This window comes from Kordiimonas sp., from assembly GCF_048264555.1.
In the GTDB taxonomy this organism is placed as follows: domain Bacteria; phylum Pseudomonadota; class Alphaproteobacteria; order Sphingomonadales; family Kordiimonadaceae; genus Kordiimonas.
On sequence record NZ_JBLXCX010000004.1, the window covers coordinates 154,836 to 174,038 of the forward strand.

Sequence of the window (19,203 nt, forward strand, 5' to 3'; positions counted from 1 at the left end):
TTTGGCCCCGCCTGTCCTGCCACAGATTGGGCCTGCGGCTTGTCGAGGCAGCTGTATTCCTGCCGATTATTTGTAACCAAGGGGGTAGTCTTGGACTTTTCACTCAATGAAGATCAACGTGCTATTCAGGAAATGGCGCGCACATTCACAGCGGACATGATTACGCCAGACGCCCATAAGTGGGATGAAGATAAAGTCTGGCCCAAGCATGTGGCGAAAGCTGCTGGTGAGCTGGGTTTTGGCAGCATTTATGTATCTGAAGACGGTGGCGGTTGTGGGCTCAGCCGTGTTGAGAGTGTTCTGATTTTTGAACAGTTGGCTCAGGGCTGCCCCTCCACGGCGGCAATGATCTCCATCCACAATATGGCGACATGGATGATCGATTGTTTCGGGAACGAAGATCAGCGCGCCCGTTTGGTGGGTGATCTCGCAACGCTCGATAAAATGGCGAGCTATTGCCTGACAGAACCGGGTGCCGGGTCAGATGCAGCCAGCCTCAAGACCAAAGCCGTTAGAGACGGTGATGACTATGTGCTGAACGGTGCCAAGGCTTTTATATCCGGCGGCGGCGAGAGCGACGTTTATGTGGTGATGGCCCGTACGTCTGATGACGGCGCCAAGGGCATCAGCTGTTTCATCGTTGAGAAGGGCACCGAGGGCCTCTCATTTGGCGCGCAGGAAAAGAAGATGGGATGGCATAGCCAGCCTACCTCTGCCGTTATGTTTGATGACTGCCGCATCCCGGCCGCAAATCTTGTCGGGGAAGAGGGGCAGGGTTTCAAGATCGCCATGCAAGGTCTTGATGGTGGTCGTTTGAACATTGCCGCCTGCTCGCTTGGCGGCGCACAGCGCGCCCTTGATGAGGCGGTTACCTATACAAAAGATCGTAAGCAGTTTGGCCGTGCGATTGCCGATTTCCAGGCTACTCAGTTCCGTTTGGCTGACATGGCGACAGAGCTTGAAGCAGCCAGGCTGCTGCTTTATTCGGCCGCGCAGAAGGTGACAGCGAAAACCCACGATGCTGCTTCTGCGGCGGCGATGGCAAAACGCTTTGTGACAGATGTGGGCTTTGATGTCACCAATGCGGCGCTTCAGCTACATGGTGGTTATGGTTATCTGCAGGATTATCCGATTGAGCGCATCTTGCGCGACCTTCGTGTGCATCAAATTCTGGAAGGTACCAACGAGATTATGCGCGTGGTGATTTCCCGTGCGCTGTTGAAGGATTGATTTATGAGTGAAGCGGAAATTCTGTTTGAAACGCGCGGGAATATTGGCCTTGTTACGCTTAACCGACCGCGGGCGCTTAATAGCCTGACACACAATATGGCTGTTGAGCTCAAGCGACAGCTGGACGAGTGGGCGATTATGCCGTCGGTTCAGGCCGTTGTTGTGGTTGGTGCGGGCGATAAGGCATTTTGCGCGGGCGGTGACGTGGTGAAGGTCACTCAGTCCTATCAGGCAGGTACAACCGAGTGGCGCGATTTTTTCCACGACGAGTATCTGATGAATATCGCGATTGATGAGTTCCCCAAGCCCTACATCAGCCTCGTTGATGGAATAACCATGGGCGGGGGCGTTGGGGTTTCTATCCCCGGTGACCTGTGGGTCGCGACGGAGAAAACCCTGTTTGCCATGCCGGAAACGGGCCTGGGTCTTTTCCCCGATGTGGGTGGCGGATGGTTCCTGCCGCGCCTGCCGGGTGAGACGGGCATGTATCTGGCGCTTACTGGCGCGCGGATAAAAGCGCCGGACCTCTATGCGCTGGGTATTGCCAGTCACGTGATTTCATCTGAGCAAGTGGGTGCAGTGATTGAAGCCTTCGCGGGGGCAGAGATCAAATCGCTTGATGATGCAAAGGCGGTGCTCGATAGCTTCCATACAGACCCAGAACCAGCGCCGCTCGCAGAAGTGATGGACGATATCGACGGCGCTTTCTCAGGTGTGCGGGTAGATGAGATTTTGCACGCACTTGAGCTTGATGAAAGCGAGTGGGCGCAGAAGCAGTTCAAGATTTTGATGAGCAAGTCGCCTACAAGCCTGAAGCTGACCTTCGCCCAGTTGCGGCGCGGCGAGGTGCTGGAGAACTTCCGCGACAACATGCGTATGGAATACCGCATGGTGAATCGTGTGATGGAAGGCAATGACTTCTTTGAAGGTGTGCGTGCAATTCTGATCGATAAGGACAATGCGCCGGTTTGGTCTCCAAACACGCTCGCTGAGGTAAGCGACGCTGAGATCGACGGCTATTTTGCAAGCCTTGATGCGCTTGAGCTGAAAATTTGAGTTGGGAGGAAAAGAAATGACAACAGTTGCGTTTATTGGCCTTGGAAACATGGGCCTGCCAATGTCCAAAAACCTGCTTGGCGCCGATATGACGGTGCGGGGTTTTGACCTTTCAGCTGATGCGCTTGACGGTTTGCGCCGCGCAGGGGGTGAGGGCTTCACGAGTGTAGGCGAGGCCGTGAAGGGGGCAGATGTGGTCATCACCATGCTGCCTTCAGGCACCATCGTTAAAGGTGTTTATGAGAGCGAAGACGGCGTGCTCGCGAACGCCAAAGAGGGTGCGCTGCTGATTGACAGTTCAACCATCGACGTAGAGACCGCACGGGCTGTTGCTGAAGCCGCCAACCAAAAAGGGTTCGAGATGGTGGATGCTCCGGTATCGGGCGGTGTGGGTGGCGCGGCCGCCGGCACGCTGGCCTTCATGGTTGGTGGTTCAGACGCGGCGTTTGAGCGCGCGAAACCTGTGTTGGAACCCATGGCAGGCAAGATCGTGCATTGTGGGCCATCGGGTAACGGGCAAGCCGCAAAAGTTTGTAACAATATGTTGCTGGCTATTTCTATGATCGGTGTATCGGAAGCTTTCAACCTTGGTCGTGCGCTTGGGCTTGATGACCAAGTGTTTTTTGATGTGGCCTCTAACGCATCCGGCCAATGCTGGTCGCTTACCTCCTATTGCCCTGTACCGGGGCCGGTGCCAACATCTCCTGCCAATAACGACTATAAACCCGGCTTTGCGACCGCATTGATGTTGAAGGACCTCAAGCTTGCGATGCAGGCCGTGGCATCTGTCTCCGCGAATACACCGATGGGGGCAAAGGCGGCAGAGATTTATACCGAGATGGACGATAACGGCCATGGCGGGGTGGATTTTTCCGGTGTGCTAAAGCACCTCACCGGCGCGCTCTAAAAAGGTAAAGATAAACACAAAAAAGGCTGCCAATCTGGCAGCCTTTTTCCGTTTCGGTTTTAAACTTGTTTAGCTCGCGTTCGCGTACATCCAGCTATCGTTTTGCGACGGACGCGGATTTACGTTTCCCACTGCGCCATACCGAATAACGGCTTGCGTGCGGTTGGAAACGCCCAGCACCTTGAAGATCGCATGCATGTGCGCCTTCACCGTGCCCTCAGCAATAGAGAGGCGAGCAGCAATTTCCTTGTTGGGAAGACCATCTGCAGCCATCGCCAGAATTTGTTTCTGACGGTAGGAGAGGCGGCCAAGGTCGATGCTGTCGATTGCTGAACGACTTGGTGCGGCATTTTCCTGGAAACGGTCAAACTCATGCCGCAAGGCGCCACGGACATCAGGGCGCGAAGGTTGGTTGGAAACAGAACCAAAACCATCAAGGGGAAGTTTAAGCGCGCGACGAATGGCTGTAACCATCTGCCCCACACTTGCGTTGCGCAGCACGGTTACCATGTTGCCCAGGTCGCCAACGTTTTGGCCTTCTCTGTCAAGCATGGCGACAAGCGCCGCGTCAGGGTAAAGCCGTTGAACAAGGCGCAGGCAATCAGCGCCGTCGTTACCTAGACTGGAAGGATGAACGACGATCAGGGACAATTCGTCGTGGCTGGCGGTGCGCGCCAGAAATTCGTGTTGGCTACCAGCTTCCAGAATTTCCTGGAAGTTGCTGGAGACAGAAATGACCTCCTTCAGGGAAAGGCGGATCAGTTCCTCACCGTCGACTATTAGTGCTTTCATTGTATTTCCTCGCTGTTGAATTATGTCCCATGACCTTTGCGGTTCTCTCTTAGGACAATCGAAAATATATACCTCCTCATGGCTCTCATGTTTTTTTGTGAAAAAAGTTTAGCAACAAAGTGTTTGAACTTTCGTCCAATGCGGTGAAATGAGTGGAAGATGCGATGAGCAACCGCTGTTGCACGCCTTTTATTTCCAAAGTTTAGGCGGCTTGACGCAAGGCGTGGCCTCGCTTACTCCTGCCAGATAGAGAATCAATCATCTCAAGCACCGGAAATGGGGGCCATATGTCATCGCCAATCTCAGTTCTCAATAAAGACAAGCTGGCGCGTGAGGCTCTCGCGCGGGTCGATGAGAGAGCCAAGGCGATGATTGATACGGTGATCGCTTGGTCAAAAGTTAATAGCGGCAGCAGGAACCTTGAGGGGCTATCGCGGATGGAAGGGCTTGTGCTTGAAGCCTTCGCACCGCTGGCGCCTGAAGTTGAACTGATCTCCCTCGATGATGGTGAGATGGTGAACGAAGCTGGTGAGGTGGAGACCGTGAAAAACGGCCGTACCATACGCCTGTTCAAGCGGCCACAAGCAAACCGAAAAGTTCTGATGACGGGTCACACCGATACGGTTTTTGCGCGAGACCACAGCTTTCAGGAACCGGTCTGGCTGGATGACAATACCCTCAACGGCCCCGGTGTGGCAGATATGAAGGGTGGCATCCTTGTGATGCTGAACGCGTTGCGGGCTTTCGAAGAAACACCCCTTGCTGAACAGGTTGGCTGGGAAGTTCTGCTCTCACCAGATGAGGAAACAGGCTCGTTGGCAAGCGCTAAAATCCTGGCTGAACGGGCCAAGGCGGCTGATATCGGGCTCACCTATGAGCCCGCACTTGCAGATGGCACGCTGGCCGGTGCGCGCAAGGGCAGCGGCAATTATACGGTGGTTGTTAAAGGTAAAGCCGCCCACGCGGGGCGCGAGTTCCATAACGGCCGCAATGCTGTTGTGGCGCTTTCAAGCATTATTACCGCTCTGGCGTCGCTTAGCGGTGAGCGACCTGACATGACGGTAAACCCCGCTGTGATAAAAGGCGGTGTTGCGCCCAATGTCGTGCCCGATATGGCTTGGTGCCGGTTTAATGTGCGCCTGAAGGAACCTGAAGACGCCCAGTATTTTGAGCGTAAAGTTGGCGAGATTATCGCGGCGTGGGACGGTGTTGACGGCTATAGCGTACAGCTTCACGGCGGTATCAATCGCCCGCCAAAGGCGTTGAGCGACGCGAACATCCTGTTGATGGATGCGATCAAGGCTTGTGGGGCCGAGCTTGGTATCAATGTCGATTATGTTCCCACAGGCGGCTGTTGCGAGGGTAATAACCTTGCGGCGGCAGGGTTGCCTAACGTAGATACCCTTGGAGTGCGCGGCGGTATGATTCATAGCGCTGATGAATTTGTTTGCGTGGACAGTTTCGCAGAAAGAGCTAAGCTGTCTGCACTGATTCTGATGGCCTTCGCGAGCGGCGAGCTCGACCATGTATTGAAGGCCAAGGGATGAGACGCGTAGGAGGAGAATAGGACACGCGTTTCACTCCTTTCATGGCCGTTCGGCCATGAGGCAACCGGGGCCCTCACATGCTGCCCGGATCTAAAATGAGGAAACACTCATGTTTGTGGTGCGACCAGCACGATTGAAAGATCTTGATGGATTGCAGGCGCTTGCCAAAAAAACCGGCACAGGCCTGACAACTTTACCAGACCACCGACCCACCCTTAAAAGCAAAATCCAGGATTCGCTGGATGCTTTTGCATCAGACCCTGACCCAACAAAAAAGCGCAGCTACCTGTTGGTGCTTGAGGACCTCTCTGACGGCACCATCGCGGGTACCAGCGCGCTAATCGTGGGTATCGGGCTTGATAAACCCTTCTATAGCTACCGGTTGTTGCACCAGACACAGGTAAGCCATGACCCGGAAATGCGTGTGGATACGGAGCTCCTGCAGCTCTCCAACGAGTTTATTGGCGCCACTGAAGTGGCCACGCTGTTCCTTGATCCTGACTATCGCCGTGACAATCTGGGCAAGTTGCTTGCAAAAGCCCGCTACATGCTGATGGCGGCGCATCCTGACCGTTTCGCTGACCGAGTGATTGCTGAAATCAGGGGATGGGTGAACGAGGAGCACCATTCTCCGTTCTGGGAAGCCATTGGCCGGCATTTTTTCGGTATGGACTTCAAAGAAGCAGATGAGATCAATGGGCGTGGCAACAGCCAGTTTATCGCTGACCTGATGCCCAAATTCCCGATCTACACGGCGTTGCTGCCAGATAGTGCACGTGACGTTATCGGCAAACCGCATGACGGGGCCCGCCCTGCCATTCGGCTTCTGGAGAAGGAAGGTTTTCGGTTCTCCGGCTCGGTAGACATCTTTGATGGGGGCCCGGTGATGGAAGCTCACAAGCGGGGTATCTGGACTGGCCGGAAAAGCGTTGTCGATGTGCTCGGTGGCACGGTGGAAGGTGAAGGGCAGCGGCCCGCACACCTCGCGGTTAACCCTGCAATCGATAAGTTCCGTGTCGTTCTGACAAATGTGGTGGAAGGGTCAAGCGGGGTTTGGCTTTCCCATGATGCAGCGAACGCACTGGAGCTTAAAGAAGGAGACACCCTTCGCTATGGGCCGTTGGCACGAACGGACAAACCGCAGGGTGAGGAGTAGAACATATGACACATTATATTGCTGGTGAATGGCGCCCCGGGGATGGTGAAGAATTCCAATCTTGTGATCCCTCTAGTGGTGAGGCCATATGGCAAGGGCGGGAAGCATCGCCTGCGCAAGTTGAAGCCGCCGTTGAAGCCGCGCACGCAGCTTTTGATGGTTGGGCGCTGACCCCGTTTGACGAGCGTGTCGCTATCGTTCGGGCATACGGTAAACTCGTGGCAGACAGAAAAGCTGAGCTCGCAAAGCTGATCGCACAGGACGCAGGCAAAACGCTTTGGGATGCCACGGGCGAAGCAACCGCCATGGCAAACAAGATTGAAATATCACTGACAGCTTATGCTGAACGTACGGGCTTCAAGGAGGCGGTGAACGGCGCTATTCGTTCAAAACTATCACACCGTCCGCACGGCGTAATGGCTGTGTTTGGGCCCTATAATTTCCCCGGCCACCTACCTAACGGTCATATCGTACCGGCGCTTATTGCAGGCAATACTGTGGTGTTTAAGCCGAGTGAGATAACCCCCGCTGTTGCGGAGTTGATGGTCAAACTTTGGGCTGAGGCTGGTTTGCCAAGAGGTGTACTTAACCTCGTGCAGGGCGGGCGAGATACAGGTGCGGCACTCGCGAGTGCTGGGAAGATTGACGGGCTATTATTCACCGGAAGTGCCCGCACAGGCCTCGCGATATCGCGTCAGCTTATTGAACGGCCAGAGGTGATACAGGCCCTTGAGATGGGCGGCAATAACCCGCTTATTGTTCATAAAGCGAAAGACCATCAAGCAGCAGCGCTGATGACGGTTTTGTCTGCCTATATCAGTTCGGGCCAGCGGTGCACATGCGCGCGCCGGCTTATTGTACCAGAGGGTGGGGAAGGCGACGCGTTCGTTAGCACGCTTCTCGAGGTTATCGACGGCATCACAGTCGGTGCTTGGGATGACGCAGAACAAGCCTTTATGGGGCCAGTCGTGAGCGAGAAGGCGGCCGAGCAGGTGCTGAAAGCGCAGAGTAAGCTCGAGCAAGCTGGAGGAGAGATTTTACGTCGGTGTGAACCGCTTGAACGTGGCAAGGCCTTCCTGACACCTGGGCTTATTGACGTAACCCATGCAGATGATCGCCCAGATGAAGAGGTGTTCGGGCCTCTTCTGCAGCTCATTCGAGTGCCGGATTTTGAAAGCGCGATCAGGGAGGCGAACAATACACGCTTTGGTCTGGCTTCAGGACTGCTGTCCGACAGCCGCACGCTTTATGACCAATTCTACCCCCGTGCCAAGGCGGGCATCGTAAACTGGAACCAGCAGCTCACAGGTGCGGCGTCAACCGCCCCCTTTGGTGGCATTGGTCTCTCCGGCAACCACAGGCCTAGCGCTTATTATGCGGCCGACTATTGTGCTTATGGTGTTGCGACCATGGAGCAGGCTGAGGGCAAAGTGGCCGTTGGTGCCTTGCCTGCAGGTCTTAAACTTAAAGCTGGAGACGCATGATGGCGTGGCGTGAAGTAAACTTCGACGGCATTGTTGGGCCAACCCACAACTATGCCGGGCTCTCCTACGGCAACGTGGCGTCGGCAAAAAACAGGGGGGAGGTTGCTAACCCCCGCGAAGGTGTGTTGCAGGGGCTTGAGAAAGCCCAGCATCTAATGAGCCTTGGCATGACACAGGGCGTGCTGCCGCCGCATGACAGGCCCAGTTTGCGGGCATTGCGTGCGCACGGGTTTACCGGCAGCGATCGGGAAATCCTCGCGTCTGCGTGGGCGGCCAGTCCGGCGCTGGTGGCAAATGTGACCTCAAGCGCCACCATGTGGACGGCAAATGCGGCCACTATTTCCCCTTCGCCCGATACAGCGGATGGACGCACACATTTTACCCCCGCCAACCTGGCGGCCATGTATCACCGGTCTATCGAATGGCCGGTAACCTCGCGTGTACTCAAGAAAATTTTCCCGGAAGGTGACCGTTTTGCGCACCATGACGCGCTTGAGGGCGGTACTCATATGGGAGATGAAGGCGCAGCCAACCATAACCGATTTTGCGATGACTATGGTGGTGAGGGTGTGGCGCTTTTTGTGTTTGGGCGTGGTGCGTTTGAAAACGCCTCAGACCTGACATACCCGGGGCGTCAAACGCTGGAAGCCAGCCGTGCGGTTGCCAGACAGCATGGCTTGCGCGATAAAAAAACGTTGTTTGTGCGTCAAAACCCTGTGGCGATAAACGCGGGTGCTTTCCACAATGATGTGGTTGCGGTCTCGAACCGGGATGTGTTTTTCTATCATGAAGATGCATTTGTTGACCCGGATACGCTGGAGCGCGATATAACTGCCGCGATGGGTGAGGTACCTGTGCGGTTCGTGCGCGTGCCCCGTGCCGCCGTGCCGCTTGCGGACGCAGTGAAGAGTTACCTCTTCAACAGCCAACTTATCTCCACACCTGATCGGAATGGCATGACACTTATTTTGCCGTCCGAGGTTGCTGAGACGCCGTCAACCAAAGCCTATGTTGATCAACTCTTGTCATCAGGTGGGCCGATCACAAACGCTGACTATCTGGATGTGCGGCAAAGCATGCGCAATGGCGGCGGGCCCGCGTGCCTGAGGCTGCGTGTTGCCCTCTCCGACGATGATATGAGCGCACTTGGCGCAAATGCCGTCCTGAATCAGGAGCTGATAAGCCAACTTCAGGCTTGGGGCAGCAAACACTATCGCGACCGGTTAATGGCGGACGATCTTGGCGACCCGTTATTGATGGAAGAGAGCTTTGCAGCCCTTGATGAGCTTACCCAGATACTACACCTGGGTAGCATCTACGATTTTCAGCAGTAGCGGAAAACAGGGATACTATTATCCTTTAGGGCGGGCGCTTCCATCATCGGAGGCGCCTGTTTTATTCTCGTTAGGAACGCCAGCACCAATGTCGAAAAAGCGCCGCTCAACAAGCCGGGCTTTTTTGAAATCAGTATCTCCAAACTCAGCTTCCATCTGTTTGCCCTCGATCACAAAGCCGGTGCCGACAAAATACCTGACGTTATGGAACGGGTCGATCAGCGGCAATTGTACAGTGCGGTAGATGAAGGGTTTGTCAGCAAAATTGATCATGGAGCGTGTAATGAGGCCAGCGCAGGGCTGGTCACGCAGCGCACGGTAATACAGTCGTTCGTCATGCACGAGCTCTGCCGGCGTCATGTCGAAAATATTTTTGCCGGTCATATCGAGGCCGATCAAGCGGTCCAGCACCGTACCAGCTTGCACCACGACAAGTGCATCATCGCTGTACCATTCGCTTAAGAAAACTTCTGGCAGGGAGCCATTAATGCGCGCGGATGAAAAATCTGAGCGTTTTGGGCACACGGAGCCCGCAGGACGAGGCAGGTTGAGCCAGAAGCGGATCAATTCCTGTGTCGCCTTCGAATGGTGCAACGTCTCCAATACATTTTTCATCGAAAGTGCGGCCTTCAAATCTCTAACCCCCCGGCCAACTTTTTTGGCTGTCGTATGCGTCCTTGTACCCAGCTTGTTACCACCAACGCCACTGCACTTAAGTTTATAGCAGACAAGCAAGGTTTGTGGCCAATTCTTCCCGTTTCTGGCGTGTCGTGCTCACCCCATATCCGGACAAGAATTGAACTGGTTTTCTTCTTTATAGTTTAGATATTTGGCGAAGTCATAGGCTTTAGCAAGCCAAAAGGTGTAGATTTGGCGTTATCTGCTCTCAGCGCGTTCACGCAGTTGGGACCGAGACGTGACTGGACCGTTTGGCGACAGGTGGTAAGTTGAGCCGGATAGGAGAGCCAGACATGTTGATCAAATCACGAGAAAAATGGGAAGAACGCGAAAGCGCAATCACGCCGGAAGCGGTTTATATGAACCGGCGGTCTTTCATGTCTGGAGCCTTAGGCGCCGCGTCTGCTGTGGCGGCAACTGGGGCGTTGGCAGATGCCGCTGTCGCATCAACAGAGCGAACGCTGAAAGAACTTGAAGCCACGACAACATCCTATAACCCCGGTGAGGCGTTGACGCCGTTTGAAGCGGTGACCCAGTATAATAACTTTTATGAATTTGGCACGGGCAAGTCTGACCCGGCAGAGAATGCGTGGCGATTGCAGCCCAAACCGTGGATGGTGAAAGTTGATGGCATGGTCGACCGGCCGGGAATGTATGATTTTGACGATCTGGTCGACATGAATGCGCTTGAGCAGCGTATATATCGCCTGAGGTGTGTTGAGGCCTGGTCTATGGTCATTCCGTGGATTGGCATCCCTCTTTCCAGCATTCTCAAGAAAATTGAACCTCAGTCGGGTGCGAAATATGTCGCGTTTGAAACACTCGCGGACAAAAAGCAGATGAACGGCGTGAAGAGCTTCTTCAATGTGCTTGATTGGCCGTACAGAGAAGGCTTGCGGATGGACGAAGCCATGAACGAGCTGGCTTTTATGGCTGTTGGTCTTTATGGCGCAGAGCTTCCAAACCAGAACGGCGCACCGCTTCGGCTTGTTGTGCCATGGAAATATGGCTTCAAGTCCATCAAATCCATCGTGCGTATATCGCTGACAGACAAGATGCCCGAGACAAGCTGGAACCTCTCCGCACCACAAGAATACGGGTTTTATTCGAACGTAAACCCCGAAGTTGATCATCCTCGTTGGAGCCAGAAACAGGAGCGACGCATCGGCGAGTTTGGTCGCCGTGAGACGCTGATGTTCAATGGATATGGTGAGAAGGTCGCAGACCTTTATGCGGGCATGGACCTCAGGAAAAATTTCTGATGCAGGTTTCTGTTCGCGCGGTACGGCTGGTTGGAAAACCTCTGGTTTTTGCGGCAGCATTGCTGCCGTTCGTGTGGCTTGCTCATCAGTGGTGGCTGGCCTTTGGCAATATGCCTCATGACCTGGGTTTCAACCCGAATGAGACCTCAAACCGCTTCTCGGGTGACTGGGCGCTCAGGATGCTTTTAATCACGCTGGCGATTACGCCCATGTCACGCCTCTTCAAAGCACCGAAGCTTCTGATGTTTCGCCGCATGATGGGCTTGTTTGCGTATTTTTACGTGTGTGTGCACATGCTGAGCTATGTTTGGCTCGACATGCTGTTCAATTGGCCTGAGCTGTGGGCAGACGTTCTCAAACGTATTTATATCACCATCGGCATGGTGGCTTTTTTGTTGCTGACGCCACTCGCGATCACCAGCACAAAAGGGATGATAAAACGTTTGGGCGCCCGGCGCTGGCAGCGGCTTCACAAGGCAGTCTATATAATCGGCCCACTTGCGATCATTCACTTCTTCATGATGCGTAAGGGGTTGCAGCTTGAACCGCTGGTGTATGGCGGTATTCTCGCTATTCTCCTGCTGGTGCGATTGATCCCTAAACGAGGCAAGAAAAAAGCGGCCGCATAAGGGCCGCTTTCTATCTGATGGCTGTGCGGTCAGATTATTTCCCGCGTTTTGCTACCATCACATTGCCGCGCATGATCATCACCACTTCACCTTTCTGGTTTTTGACGTGGTAGGTGGATTTTGCGAGGCCGAGGTTAGGGCGTGACTGACTTTCCCGTTTGTCGGTAACTTCGCTTTCAAGGGAGAGTACATCTCCCGGGAAGACGGGTTTCTTCCACTCAATGCCGTCAATGCCGGGAGAGCCGAGGCCGGCAAAGCCGGTTTCCATCATGTGGTCAACCATCATGCGCATCATCATTGCGGATGTATGCCAGCCGCTCGCACAAAGCGCACCAAACACGGATTGTTTGGCGAAATCTTCGTCGAGGTGAAAGGGTTGGGGGTCATATTTGGAAGCAAAATCAATCACTTCTTCTTTGGTGACTTCATAAGCCCCAAAAGCTTCTTTTTGACCAACCACAAGATCTTCGTAGAAAATTTTGAACATGACAGTCTCCCTGATTGTTGTGTGAATTGGGGTGGCAATGGTTGGAAGTCAAGTAATTGGATGCATGCTTCAGTCTGCATGCGGCATTTGTCATATATTCTATTGTCTGGGAAGCAAGGCGCGCGATAGTCTCTGGTGTCGTATCGGGGAGGAGGCAGCAGACGCATGATCAAAATCATTGGGGGGATTGCTTTTCTTTTACTTCTGCTCCTGGCGCTTGATGGATTTTACGAGGCGCTTGGGTTCGCCATTCCGTCTCCCATATTGGCGATGGCAGTGCTCCTGCTGTTCCTGGTGGTCCATGGAAGAGTGCCTGATTTCATCGATGCTGCAGCGAGTCTGCTGTTTCGGATATTTCCGCTTCTTTTTATACCAGCGCTTGTATCCACGATTGCGTTGATGGATGTGGTGAGAGTGCATTGGTTGATGCTGCTGCTTGTGGTGACGGTTAGTAGCTTCTTCGGGTTATTGGGGGCGGCCCTGGTATTCAAGGGAATGAGGAAAAGCTCGTGAACGCTGTGATGCCGGTTCTCTGGTTTTTTACCACGATCACATTGTTTGCACTCGCTGACCTGCTGTACCGGCGAACGGGCGGGAAAGCTTGGGCGCATCCAACCCTGATGCCGACGTTGGTGCTCATACTCGTTTTCACCTATACGGATTTTGACTTTACTCACTATCAAATTGGTACGCGGATATTTGATCTGTTGTTGGGGGCGGCGGTTGCGGCCCTCGCTGTGCCTTTGTTTAGAAGCCGAAAGGTTCTGGCAACGGAAAAGCAGGCGGTATTTGCGGCGACAGCGGCGGGGTCCCTGATGGGCGTGGGAAGCGCACTTTGCATAGCGCTCCTGCTGCGTTCACCTGCCGATATGGTGGCGAGCGTGGCGACAAAATCCGTCACCACGCCGATTGCCGTGGTTGTTGCGCCGTCTATCGGTGGTGTGCCGGGCCTTGCGGCGGCAGTGGTGATAGTGACCGGCTTGGTGATCGCCATATTTGGACCACCATTTCTAAAGATGCTTGGTATAGAAGATGATATTGAAAAAGGCGTAGCGCTCGGCACCGCCGGTCATGCCATCGGCATGGCAGAAGCTGTCAGGCGAAGTGAGTTGATGGGGGCTGCTGCCGCGTTTTCAATGGCATCAAACGGGCTGGTGACGGCATTATTACTGCCGATCATATGGCCGCAATAGGACTTAGAACAACTGAGCCGGATAGTAGCGAGGAACACTGTGAGATATATCAGAATACTGGGGATTGGCTGTCTTTGTGCTTTAGGCTCCATGGCCGCCAACGCAGCAGACAGGGTTGAAGCAACCTATAATTTCATCTGGAATGGGCTTGTGGTGTTTACCGCCGAAGCGGTGGTTGAGAAGGAAGTTACCTCATACGCCGTTCAAATGGATGTGAGGACCCGTGGGTTGATGCGCCTGTTTAGCAAAGGGCAGGGGCATATGGTGGCGGAAGGGGACCTGGGCCCCGATGGTCGTTACACTGCTCGCCGTTTTCTCTCTGAAGGACGCTGGAGCGGTGACGATTATAGGAAAGAGATTTTCTTCTCTGAAGATGGCAAGTTTAGCCATTGGACACGTGACTGGCCGGAGGAGTGGCTCGAGGATATCGAACGCGAGCCAGTGCCAGATGAGATGCAGCAAGGCCCAGACGGCCTTTCAACTGTAATGAGCCTGATGCTGGGAAACTCGGTATTTGAAAACGTGCAGGAGCCGTTGAAACACCGTGTTTTTGAAGGCGATCACGTGACTGAAGTTGGCATTATTTGTAGTTCTGAGGACGGCTCTATCAAGGAGAGCCGTCATTCGCCGCTTTTCGGGCCCGCGAGGAAGTGTTGGTTTGATGCCAAGACTGTCGCCGGGGAGGTCATCGAGACCGAAAAGCTGAAGGAAAAGCGCCTGCGGGAAGAAGAAAAAGCCCGCAAAAAAGCGGAACGATATCGGAAACGTCAGCAGAAAGACGACGAAGAGGACGACCCTGAAACTGAAAACGACCCCGATGGCTTGCCTGTCTGGTTTCAGGAAATCAAGGAACTGGGGTACGCTCTTCCCGTTCGCGCCAGCTTCAACACCGGCTGGGGCAAGGTGCGCATGTACCTGAAAGAGCTTAAGACGTCCGACGGTCTACATCTCCAGCCATAGGCTTCATCACGTTATCGTATCTCCGTTTGATTTTTCCGTCGTCTGTGACAGACTGCGGCCCAAGTTGAGATTTGAGTATAAAAGTCTAAGGGGAGACGAGATGAAACGCTCACTAAAAATGGCGGTGGCTGCCGCTCTGTTGTCGACTGCTGCTGGTGGTGCCACACTTGCGGCGGATATTAAGGTGATCCACGCAGGGGAACTTCTGGCGGTGCCGGGGAAGGCGGCCAAGAAGAACCAGACCGTTGTCATTGAAGACGGCATGATCAAGGCTGTCGAAGACGGTTTTAAGGCTGCAGCCGATTATGGTGATGACGCGACCCTGATTGACCTTAAAGACAGTTTTGTCATGCCGGGCTTGATGGATATGCACGTGCATATTCAGGGTGAGTTGAGCGCCAACGCGGATAGCCAGACCTTGCGCTGGTCATCTGAAGATGTGGGTATGCACAGCGTATATTTCGCAGACAAGACACTGCAGGCTGGTTTTACCACGGTCCGTAATTTGGGAGCGTCATCACCACAGCATATTTATGCACTTCGTGATGCTATCGACCGCGGCTGGGTTGATGGCCCGCGCATTGTCGCCTCGGGTGGCGTGTCACCCACCGGCGGCCACGGCGATGTGGACGGCATGCGCCACGACCTGTTGGAGCTTTACACCAGCAAAACAATTTGTGATGGCCCATTTGATTGCCGCCGCGCTGTCCGTGAAGCGGTGAAGTTTGGCGCAGACGTGATCAAGATCACGGCGACCGGCGGTGTGCTCTCCGACACAAACACAGGCACAGGCCAACAAATGGCGGATGATGAACTTAAAGAGATCATGGATACCGCGCACAGCCTGGGGCGCAAGGTTGCCGCTCACGCGCATGCGGCGGAAGGCATCAATGCGGCGCTTCGGGCCGGTGTTGATAGCATCGAACATGGCTCATATGCGGACGCAGAGTCCATTCGTCTGTTCAAGAAGGGTGGGGCCTATCTGGTGCCAACCCTTCTGGCGGGCGACACAGTGGTCAATATGGCCAAGAACAGCAACTTCATGTCTGAGGATATCAAGTCAAAGGCGCTGCGGGTTGGTGGCGATATGATGGCGAACTTCAAGGCGTCATATAAAGCGGGGGTGAAAATCGCCTACGGCACCGATAGTGGTGTTTCTCGCCACGGAACAAACGCGCAAGAAGCGGTGCTGATGCACCACGCGGGCATGAAGCCGATGGATGTGTTGGTTTCTGCCACCGTTAGTGCGGCCGACCTGATTAACATGTCCGATAGCCTTGGCACGATTGAGGTTGGCAAGCATGCCGATATTATCGCAACTCATGGTAGCCCACTTGAAAACATTGAGGAACTTCTTGATGTTGACTTCGTTATGAAGGCTGGCAAACAGGTTAAAAAGCAGTAGCATAGGCGCTGTAGACAGTTACCGCCGGGGTGATACCTTGCCTCGGCGGCCATCCCACCCAAAATCAGGGTGGGGACCAAGAGGAACCAAGTAGCGGAATGGCCGGAAAAATTCAGGATTCAAGAGCCTTCTTGGGTGCGCTGGCGCTGCTGATTGTGGGCGCGATCATGGCGTTCAAGGTTGGTTTTTTCTTCGCTCCCGAAATTTTTGGTTCTGGTGCGCTCACGTCCCGCTGGTGGTGGGAGATTGTCCTTAATCTACAGATATTGTGCCTGGCGTTCATGTGGTTCTGTCATCACAACCGCATGCAACAGGGCGAGGGAAGGTGGCGGCTCAGGGCCGTAGTCAACTTCATTATTGGCATGATCTCGGTGTCTTATCCGGTCATACTCCTCATCGTGGGGGCTTATTATGACTGGTTTCGCATCGCACCGCCCGAAAGCTCGGTCATCGTTCTGATGCTAGCTGGTATGGGCTTATGGGCGGTTGGCGCTTTTGTGATGCCCATTCTCACCACCATGATTGTCGGTCGCAGCGAGCTAGGTGCGGCTGGCGAGAGGTTGGGGTTGAACCCTGCTGCATGGGTGAAGATTTTCTGGCCAACTTTTGTGATTGCGGCCATTCTAGCGGTAGAGGCGATACGGGGCAGCGTAACGCTTTATATGCTTGTACCCATTTTCATGTATATTCAGGGCGCGTTACCCTATTTGAAGAAGGCCTATCACGCGTCGCCGCGGGACAGTGATATTTAAACCTTTTCGTTACTTCTTACAGGGTAGGCTGTTCAAAGTACTGAGATATAAAAGTGCTGGGGCTATCTTTATTGCGAATACGAGTTTCAAATAACAGATCTATCCTGACAGCGATCGCCATGCTGCTCACAGGCTGTGTATTGACGTCTATGAGCGGCGCCTATTTCACCACACTAACGGATGTTGGTTTCAGCCGGTCACGATTGTGGTGGGAAATCGTTCTCAATGTTGAAATTCTCTGTGCCGCGCTTGTGTGGTTTTCCTTTGTTGAGCGCATCAAAGCCGCAGAAGGCAAACGCTACTATGTGCTGTTGGCGCAGTGTTTTGTGGCCATGTTTGCCACGCTACTTCCTGTATGGATTGCGTTGGCTGGGGCGTCGCTTGGTTGGTTTACGAAACGCCCGGAGCTGGGTGCCATCAACTGGCTTGTGGTTGCGTGCCTTGGGCTGTGGGCGGCAGGGATGGCCTTGCCGATTTGCGTGCAGTTGATTTTGGGTCGCTCGTTGTGGCTTCCACCGTTTTTTAGGGGGGCGACGCCTATGGTCATGGTTCTGCGCTTCAGCCCCCTTCTCTTAACCTTTGGACTGGTTTGGTGGCAGGAGAGTGTTGGCGGATATCTCCATTATATTTATGCTCCCATACTACTTTATACTCAGGGAGCTCTCTCCTACCTGATACGATCATTTCGTTTTGTAGAAGATACAGGTTCCGCGTAACGTCGGGGTAGATGGTGTTTCCAAAAGCCTTGGGGGACGAGGTGAGAATACTTTTCGAAAGCAGCGACTACACTGACGTGCTGGTTAAAAAGGCGCTTCTGGATCAGGAAGGTTTTTTGGTCCATCTTGATAACTTCGAGGCTGGCAGCATCATGCCGCACCTCGCGCTCTCACAAGGCTACCGTATATGGGTGGCTGATGATGAGTTTGAGCAGGCCCTTGCTTTGCTCTCCGACAAGCCGGTCGCTGTCACACAGCCTGTAGCGGAAGACCAGATAGACAGCTGCCCCAAATGTGGTTCGGAGAACGTGGCGCGGTACCGATCGCCACTTTGGCTACCGGTGTTTATTTTGCTTGATTTCCTGATCCCCGGGCCGCAGGGGAACCGGCGTAAGTGTTTGAGCTGTGGCCACATATATAAAACAAGCGACCCCGAGTTAACGAAGCCGCTTGTTATTTTATTCATTATGATTGCCGCAGTGGCGCTATTTAGCGTTGTGGTTATGCTGTCTTAGTTCGCGAAGCGGAAGTGCAGTACATCGCCATCAACAACGATATATTCTTTGCCCTCTAGGCGCATCTTCCCTGCGTCCTTTGCGCCTTGCTCACCGCCGAGGGTTACAAAGTCGTCGTATGCGGTTGTCTCCGCGCGGATAAAGCCTTTTTCAAAGTCGGTATGAATAACACCTGCTGCCTGTGGTGCCTTGGTGCCCTTTGTAATGGTCCAGGCACGGGCCTCTTTTGGGCCAACGGTGAAATAGGTGATAAGCTCGAGAAGGTCGTAACCTGCGCGGATCACACGTGCGAGGCCCGTTTGGCCAAGCCCCAGGGTCTCGAGGAATTCGCCCTTTTCGTCTTCATCTTCAAGCTGTGCGATCTCCGCCTCAACAGCCGCTGAGATCACCACACAACCTGCGCCCTGACCTGCGGCCATCTCTTCCACGGCTTTGGAGAACGCGTTGCCTGTGGCGGCACTGTCTTCGTCTACGTTGCAGATATAGAGAATCGGTTTGGAGGTCAGGAGCTGGAGACCAACAAGAGTGCGCTCTTCCTCTTCATTGTTCAGTGTTACCATGCGGGCAGGTTTGCCGTCCTTGAGGATGGGAATGACACGTTCGATCATATCCATGGTTGCCTTGGCTTCCTTGTCGCCACCACGAACGCGGCGGCCCAGACCATGAATGCGGCCTTCCAGACTTTCGAGATCAGCAAGCATCAGCTCGGTTTCAATTGTTTCTGCGTCAGAAACCGGGTCAACCTTGCCGTCAACGTGCGTGATATCGTCATCCTCAAAACAGCGCAGAACATGGCAGATGGCGTCTGTTTCACGGATGTTGGCGAGGAACTGGTTGCCAAGCCCTTCACCTTTGGAGGCGCCGCGAACAAGCCCGGCGATATCAACGAAGGACAGCTGAGTTGGGATAATTTCTTTTGAGCCTGCAAGTTTCGCCAGCGCATACAGGCGCTCATCAGGTACAGGGACCTGGCCAACATTGGGTTCAATGGTACAGAAAGGGTAGTTGGCAGCAGCTGCATTGGCGGTGTTCGTCAGCGCATTAAAAAGCGTTGATTTGCCAACGTTGGGAAGGCCAACAATGCCACATTTGAAACCCAT

Annotated in this window: 20 protein-coding genes; 16 read left to right on the forward strand and 4 right to left on the reverse strand. The window is 54.0% G+C overall.

Annotated elements, in window-relative coordinates; all coding sequences use genetic code 11:
* Positions 1 to 90 precede the first annotated feature (90 nt).
* Genes ACN0XZ_RS12660 through mmsB form a run of 3 tightly spaced genes read left to right on the forward strand, consistent with a single transcriptional unit; the run spans position 91 to position 3,193 of the window.
* Positions 91 to 1,230, forward strand: a complete 1,140-nt coding sequence (locus ACN0XZ_RS12660; RefSeq protein ID WP_417458141.1) for an acyl-CoA dehydrogenase family protein — start codon at positions 91 to 93, stop codon at positions 1,228 to 1,230.
* Between the two features lie 3 nt (positions 1,231 to 1,233).
* Entirely contained in the window at positions 1,234 to 2,286 is a 1,053-nt protein-coding gene (locus ACN0XZ_RS12665) for an enoyl-CoA hydratase/isomerase family protein (protein WP_417458142.1), read from the forward strand.
* Positions 2,287 to 2,302: 16 nt separating this feature from the next.
* Entirely contained in the window at positions 2,303 to 3,193 is an 891-nt protein-coding gene (gene mmsB, locus ACN0XZ_RS12670; RefSeq protein WP_417458143.1) for a 3-hydroxyisobutyrate dehydrogenase, read from the forward strand.
* A 69-nt stretch (positions 3,194 to 3,262) separates the two neighbouring features.
* Here mmsB and ACN0XZ_RS12675 read toward each other — a convergent pair whose 3' ends face one another.
* Entirely contained in the window at positions 3,263 to 3,985 is a 723-nt protein-coding gene (locus ACN0XZ_RS12675; protein ID WP_417458144.1) for a LuxR C-terminal-related transcriptional regulator, read from the reverse strand.
* A 287-nt stretch (positions 3,986 to 4,272) separates the two neighbouring features.
* On the opposite strand from ACN0XZ_RS12675, the gene ACN0XZ_RS12680 reads away from it, so the two are divergent.
* The 4 genes from ACN0XZ_RS12680 (at position 4,273) to astB (ending at position 9,506) form a co-directional block, all read left to right on the forward strand.
* Entirely contained in the window at positions 4,273 to 5,532 is a 1,260-nt protein-coding gene (locus ACN0XZ_RS12680) for a hydrolase (protein ID WP_417458145.1), read from the forward strand.
* A gap of 109 nt (positions 5,533 to 5,641) precedes the next feature.
* Entirely contained in the window at positions 5,642 to 6,688 is a 1,047-nt protein-coding gene (locus tag ACN0XZ_RS12685; protein ID WP_417458146.1) for an arginine N-succinyltransferase, read from the forward strand.
* Positions 6,689 to 6,693: 5 nt separating this feature from the next.
* Positions 6,694 to 8,172 carry a succinylglutamate-semialdehyde dehydrogenase gene (gene astD, locus ACN0XZ_RS12690; protein ID WP_417458147.1) on the forward strand — a complete coding sequence of 493 codons (1,479 nt, stop codon included), beginning with the start codon at positions 6,694 to 6,696 and terminating at the stop codon, positions 8,170 to 8,172.
* A complete protein-coding gene (gene astB, locus ACN0XZ_RS12695) occupies positions 8,172 to 9,506 on the forward strand; it encodes an N-succinylarginine dihydrolase (RefSeq protein WP_417458148.1) in 1,335 nt (444 codons plus the stop codon). The genes astD and astB overlap by 1 nt, the downstream gene beginning before the upstream one ends.
* Before the next feature lie 18 nt (positions 9,507 to 9,524).
* On the opposite strand, the gene ACN0XZ_RS12700 is transcribed toward astB, so the two are convergent.
* Positions 9,525 to 10,121 carry a PAS domain-containing protein gene (locus tag ACN0XZ_RS12700; protein WP_417458149.1) on the reverse strand — a complete coding sequence of 199 codons (597 nt, stop codon included), beginning with the start codon at positions 10,119 to 10,121 and terminating at the stop codon, positions 9,525 to 9,527.
* 356 nt (positions 10,122 to 10,477) lie between these two features.
* Between ACN0XZ_RS12700 and msrP the strand changes: the two genes are divergently transcribed.
* Together msrP and ACN0XZ_RS12710 are read left to right on the forward strand one after the other, a co-directional pair.
* Complete coding sequence (msrP, locus tag ACN0XZ_RS12705) at positions 10,478 to 11,446, forward strand: protein-methionine-sulfoxide reductase catalytic subunit MsrP (RefSeq protein ID WP_417458150.1); 969 nt, start codon at positions 10,478 to 10,480, stop codon at positions 11,444 to 11,446.
* A complete protein-coding gene (locus tag ACN0XZ_RS12710; RefSeq protein ID WP_417458151.1) occupies positions 11,446 to 12,075 on the forward strand; it encodes a sulfite oxidase heme-binding subunit YedZ in 630 nt (209 codons plus the stop codon). The genes msrP and ACN0XZ_RS12710 overlap by 1 nt, the downstream gene beginning before the upstream one ends.
* A gap of 34 nt (positions 12,076 to 12,109) precedes the next feature.
* Here the strand turns inward: ACN0XZ_RS12710 and ACN0XZ_RS12715 are convergent, their stop codons facing one another.
* Positions 12,110 to 12,562 carry a MaoC family dehydratase gene (locus tag ACN0XZ_RS12715; protein WP_417458152.1) on the reverse strand — a complete coding sequence of 151 codons (453 nt, stop codon included), beginning with the start codon at positions 12,560 to 12,562 and terminating at the stop codon, positions 12,110 to 12,112.
* Between the two features lie 165 nt (positions 12,563 to 12,727).
* Between ACN0XZ_RS12715 and ACN0XZ_RS12720 the strand changes: the two genes are divergently transcribed.
* From ACN0XZ_RS12720 to ACN0XZ_RS12750, 7 genes are all read left to right on the forward strand, one after another.
* A complete protein-coding gene (locus ACN0XZ_RS12720; protein ID WP_417458153.1) occupies positions 12,728 to 13,075 on the forward strand; it encodes a CidA/LrgA family protein in 348 nt (115 codons plus the stop codon).
* Positions 13,072 to 13,755, forward strand: a complete 684-nt coding sequence (locus ACN0XZ_RS12725; RefSeq protein ID WP_417458154.1) for an LrgB family protein — start codon at positions 13,072 to 13,074, stop codon at positions 13,753 to 13,755. The genes ACN0XZ_RS12720 and ACN0XZ_RS12725 overlap by 4 nt, the downstream gene beginning before the upstream one ends.
* Before the next feature lie 39 nt (positions 13,756 to 13,794).
* Entirely contained in the window at positions 13,795 to 14,715 is a 921-nt protein-coding gene (locus ACN0XZ_RS12730; protein WP_417458155.1) for a DUF3108 domain-containing protein, read from the forward strand.
* A gap of 100 nt (positions 14,716 to 14,815) precedes the next feature.
* Entirely contained in the window at positions 14,816 to 16,120 is a 1,305-nt protein-coding gene (locus ACN0XZ_RS12735) for an amidohydrolase family protein (RefSeq protein ID WP_417458156.1), read from the forward strand.
* 98 nt (positions 16,121 to 16,218) lie between these two features.
* Positions 16,219 to 16,872, forward strand: coding sequence for a hypothetical protein (locus ACN0XZ_RS12740; RefSeq protein ID WP_417458157.1), 654 nt, complete (start codon positions 16,219 to 16,221; stop codon positions 16,870 to 16,872).
* A 53-nt stretch (positions 16,873 to 16,925) separates the two neighbouring features.
* Entirely contained in the window at positions 16,926 to 17,588 is a 663-nt protein-coding gene (locus tag ACN0XZ_RS12745) for a hypothetical protein (protein WP_417458158.1), read from the forward strand.
* Positions 17,589 to 17,629: 41 nt separating this feature from the next.
* Positions 17,630 to 18,103: a putative signal transducing protein gene (locus tag ACN0XZ_RS12750; protein WP_417458159.1), complete on the forward strand. Its 474-nt coding sequence runs from the start codon at positions 17,630 to 17,632 to the stop codon at positions 18,101 to 18,103.
* On the opposite strand, the gene ychF is transcribed toward ACN0XZ_RS12750, so the two are convergent.
* On the reverse strand, positions 18,100 to 19,203 hold the full coding sequence (gene ychF / locus ACN0XZ_RS12755; RefSeq protein ID WP_417458160.1) for a redox-regulated ATPase YchF: 1,104 nt from the start codon (positions 19,201 to 19,203) through the stop codon (positions 18,100 to 18,102). The two genes, ACN0XZ_RS12750 and ychF, sit on opposite strands and share 4 nt — an antisense overlap.

Bases quoted from the DNA above. Each gene is read 5' to 3' on its own strand.
- ACN0XZ_RS12665 (WP_417458142.1), top strand. From the start codon at position 1,234: ATGAGTGAAGCGGAAATTCTGTTTGAAACGCGCGGGAATATTGGCCTT.
- mmsB (WP_417458143.1), top strand. From the start codon at position 2,303: ATGACAACAGTTGCGTTTATTGGCCTTGGAAACATGGGCCTGCCAATG.
- ACN0XZ_RS12675 (WP_417458144.1), bottom strand. From the start codon at position 3,985: ATGAAAGCACTAATAGTCGACGGTGAGGAACTGATCCGCCTTTCCCTG.
- ACN0XZ_RS12680 (WP_417458145.1), top strand. From the start codon at position 4,273: ATGTCATCGCCAATCTCAGTTCTCAATAAAGACAAGCTGGCGCGTGAG.
- ACN0XZ_RS12685 (WP_417458146.1), top strand. From the start codon at position 5,642: ATGTTTGTGGTGCGACCAGCACGATTGAAAGATCTTGATGGATTGCAG.
- astD (WP_417458147.1), top strand. From the start codon at position 6,694: ATGACACATTATATTGCTGGTGAATGGCGCCCCGGGGATGGTGAAGAA.
- astB (WP_417458148.1), top strand. From the start codon at position 8,172: ATGGCGTGGCGTGAAGTAAACTTCGACGGCATTGTTGGGCCAACCCAC.
- ACN0XZ_RS12700 (WP_417458149.1), bottom strand. From the start codon at position 10,121: ATGAAAAATGTATTGGAGACGTTGCACCATTCGAAGGCGACACAGGAA.
- msrP (WP_417458150.1), top strand. From the start codon at position 10,478: ATGTTGATCAAATCACGAGAAAAATGGGAAGAACGCGAAAGCGCAATC.
- ACN0XZ_RS12710 (WP_417458151.1), top strand. From the start codon at position 11,446: ATGCAGGTTTCTGTTCGCGCGGTACGGCTGGTTGGAAAACCTCTGGTT.
- ACN0XZ_RS12715 (WP_417458152.1), bottom strand. From the start codon at position 12,562: ATGTTCAAAATTTTCTACGAAGATCTTGTGGTTGGTCAAAAAGAAGCT.
- ACN0XZ_RS12720 (WP_417458153.1), top strand. From the start codon at position 12,728: ATGATCAAAATCATTGGGGGGATTGCTTTTCTTTTACTTCTGCTCCTG.
- ACN0XZ_RS12735 (WP_417458156.1), top strand. From the start codon at position 14,816: ATGAAACGCTCACTAAAAATGGCGGTGGCTGCCGCTCTGTTGTCGACT.
- ACN0XZ_RS12740 (WP_417458157.1), top strand. From the start codon at position 16,219: ATGGCCGGAAAAATTCAGGATTCAAGAGCCTTCTTGGGTGCGCTGGCG.
- ychF (WP_417458160.1), bottom strand. From the start codon at position 19,203: ATGGGTTTCAAATGTGGCATTGTTGGCCTTCCCAACGTTGGCAAATCA.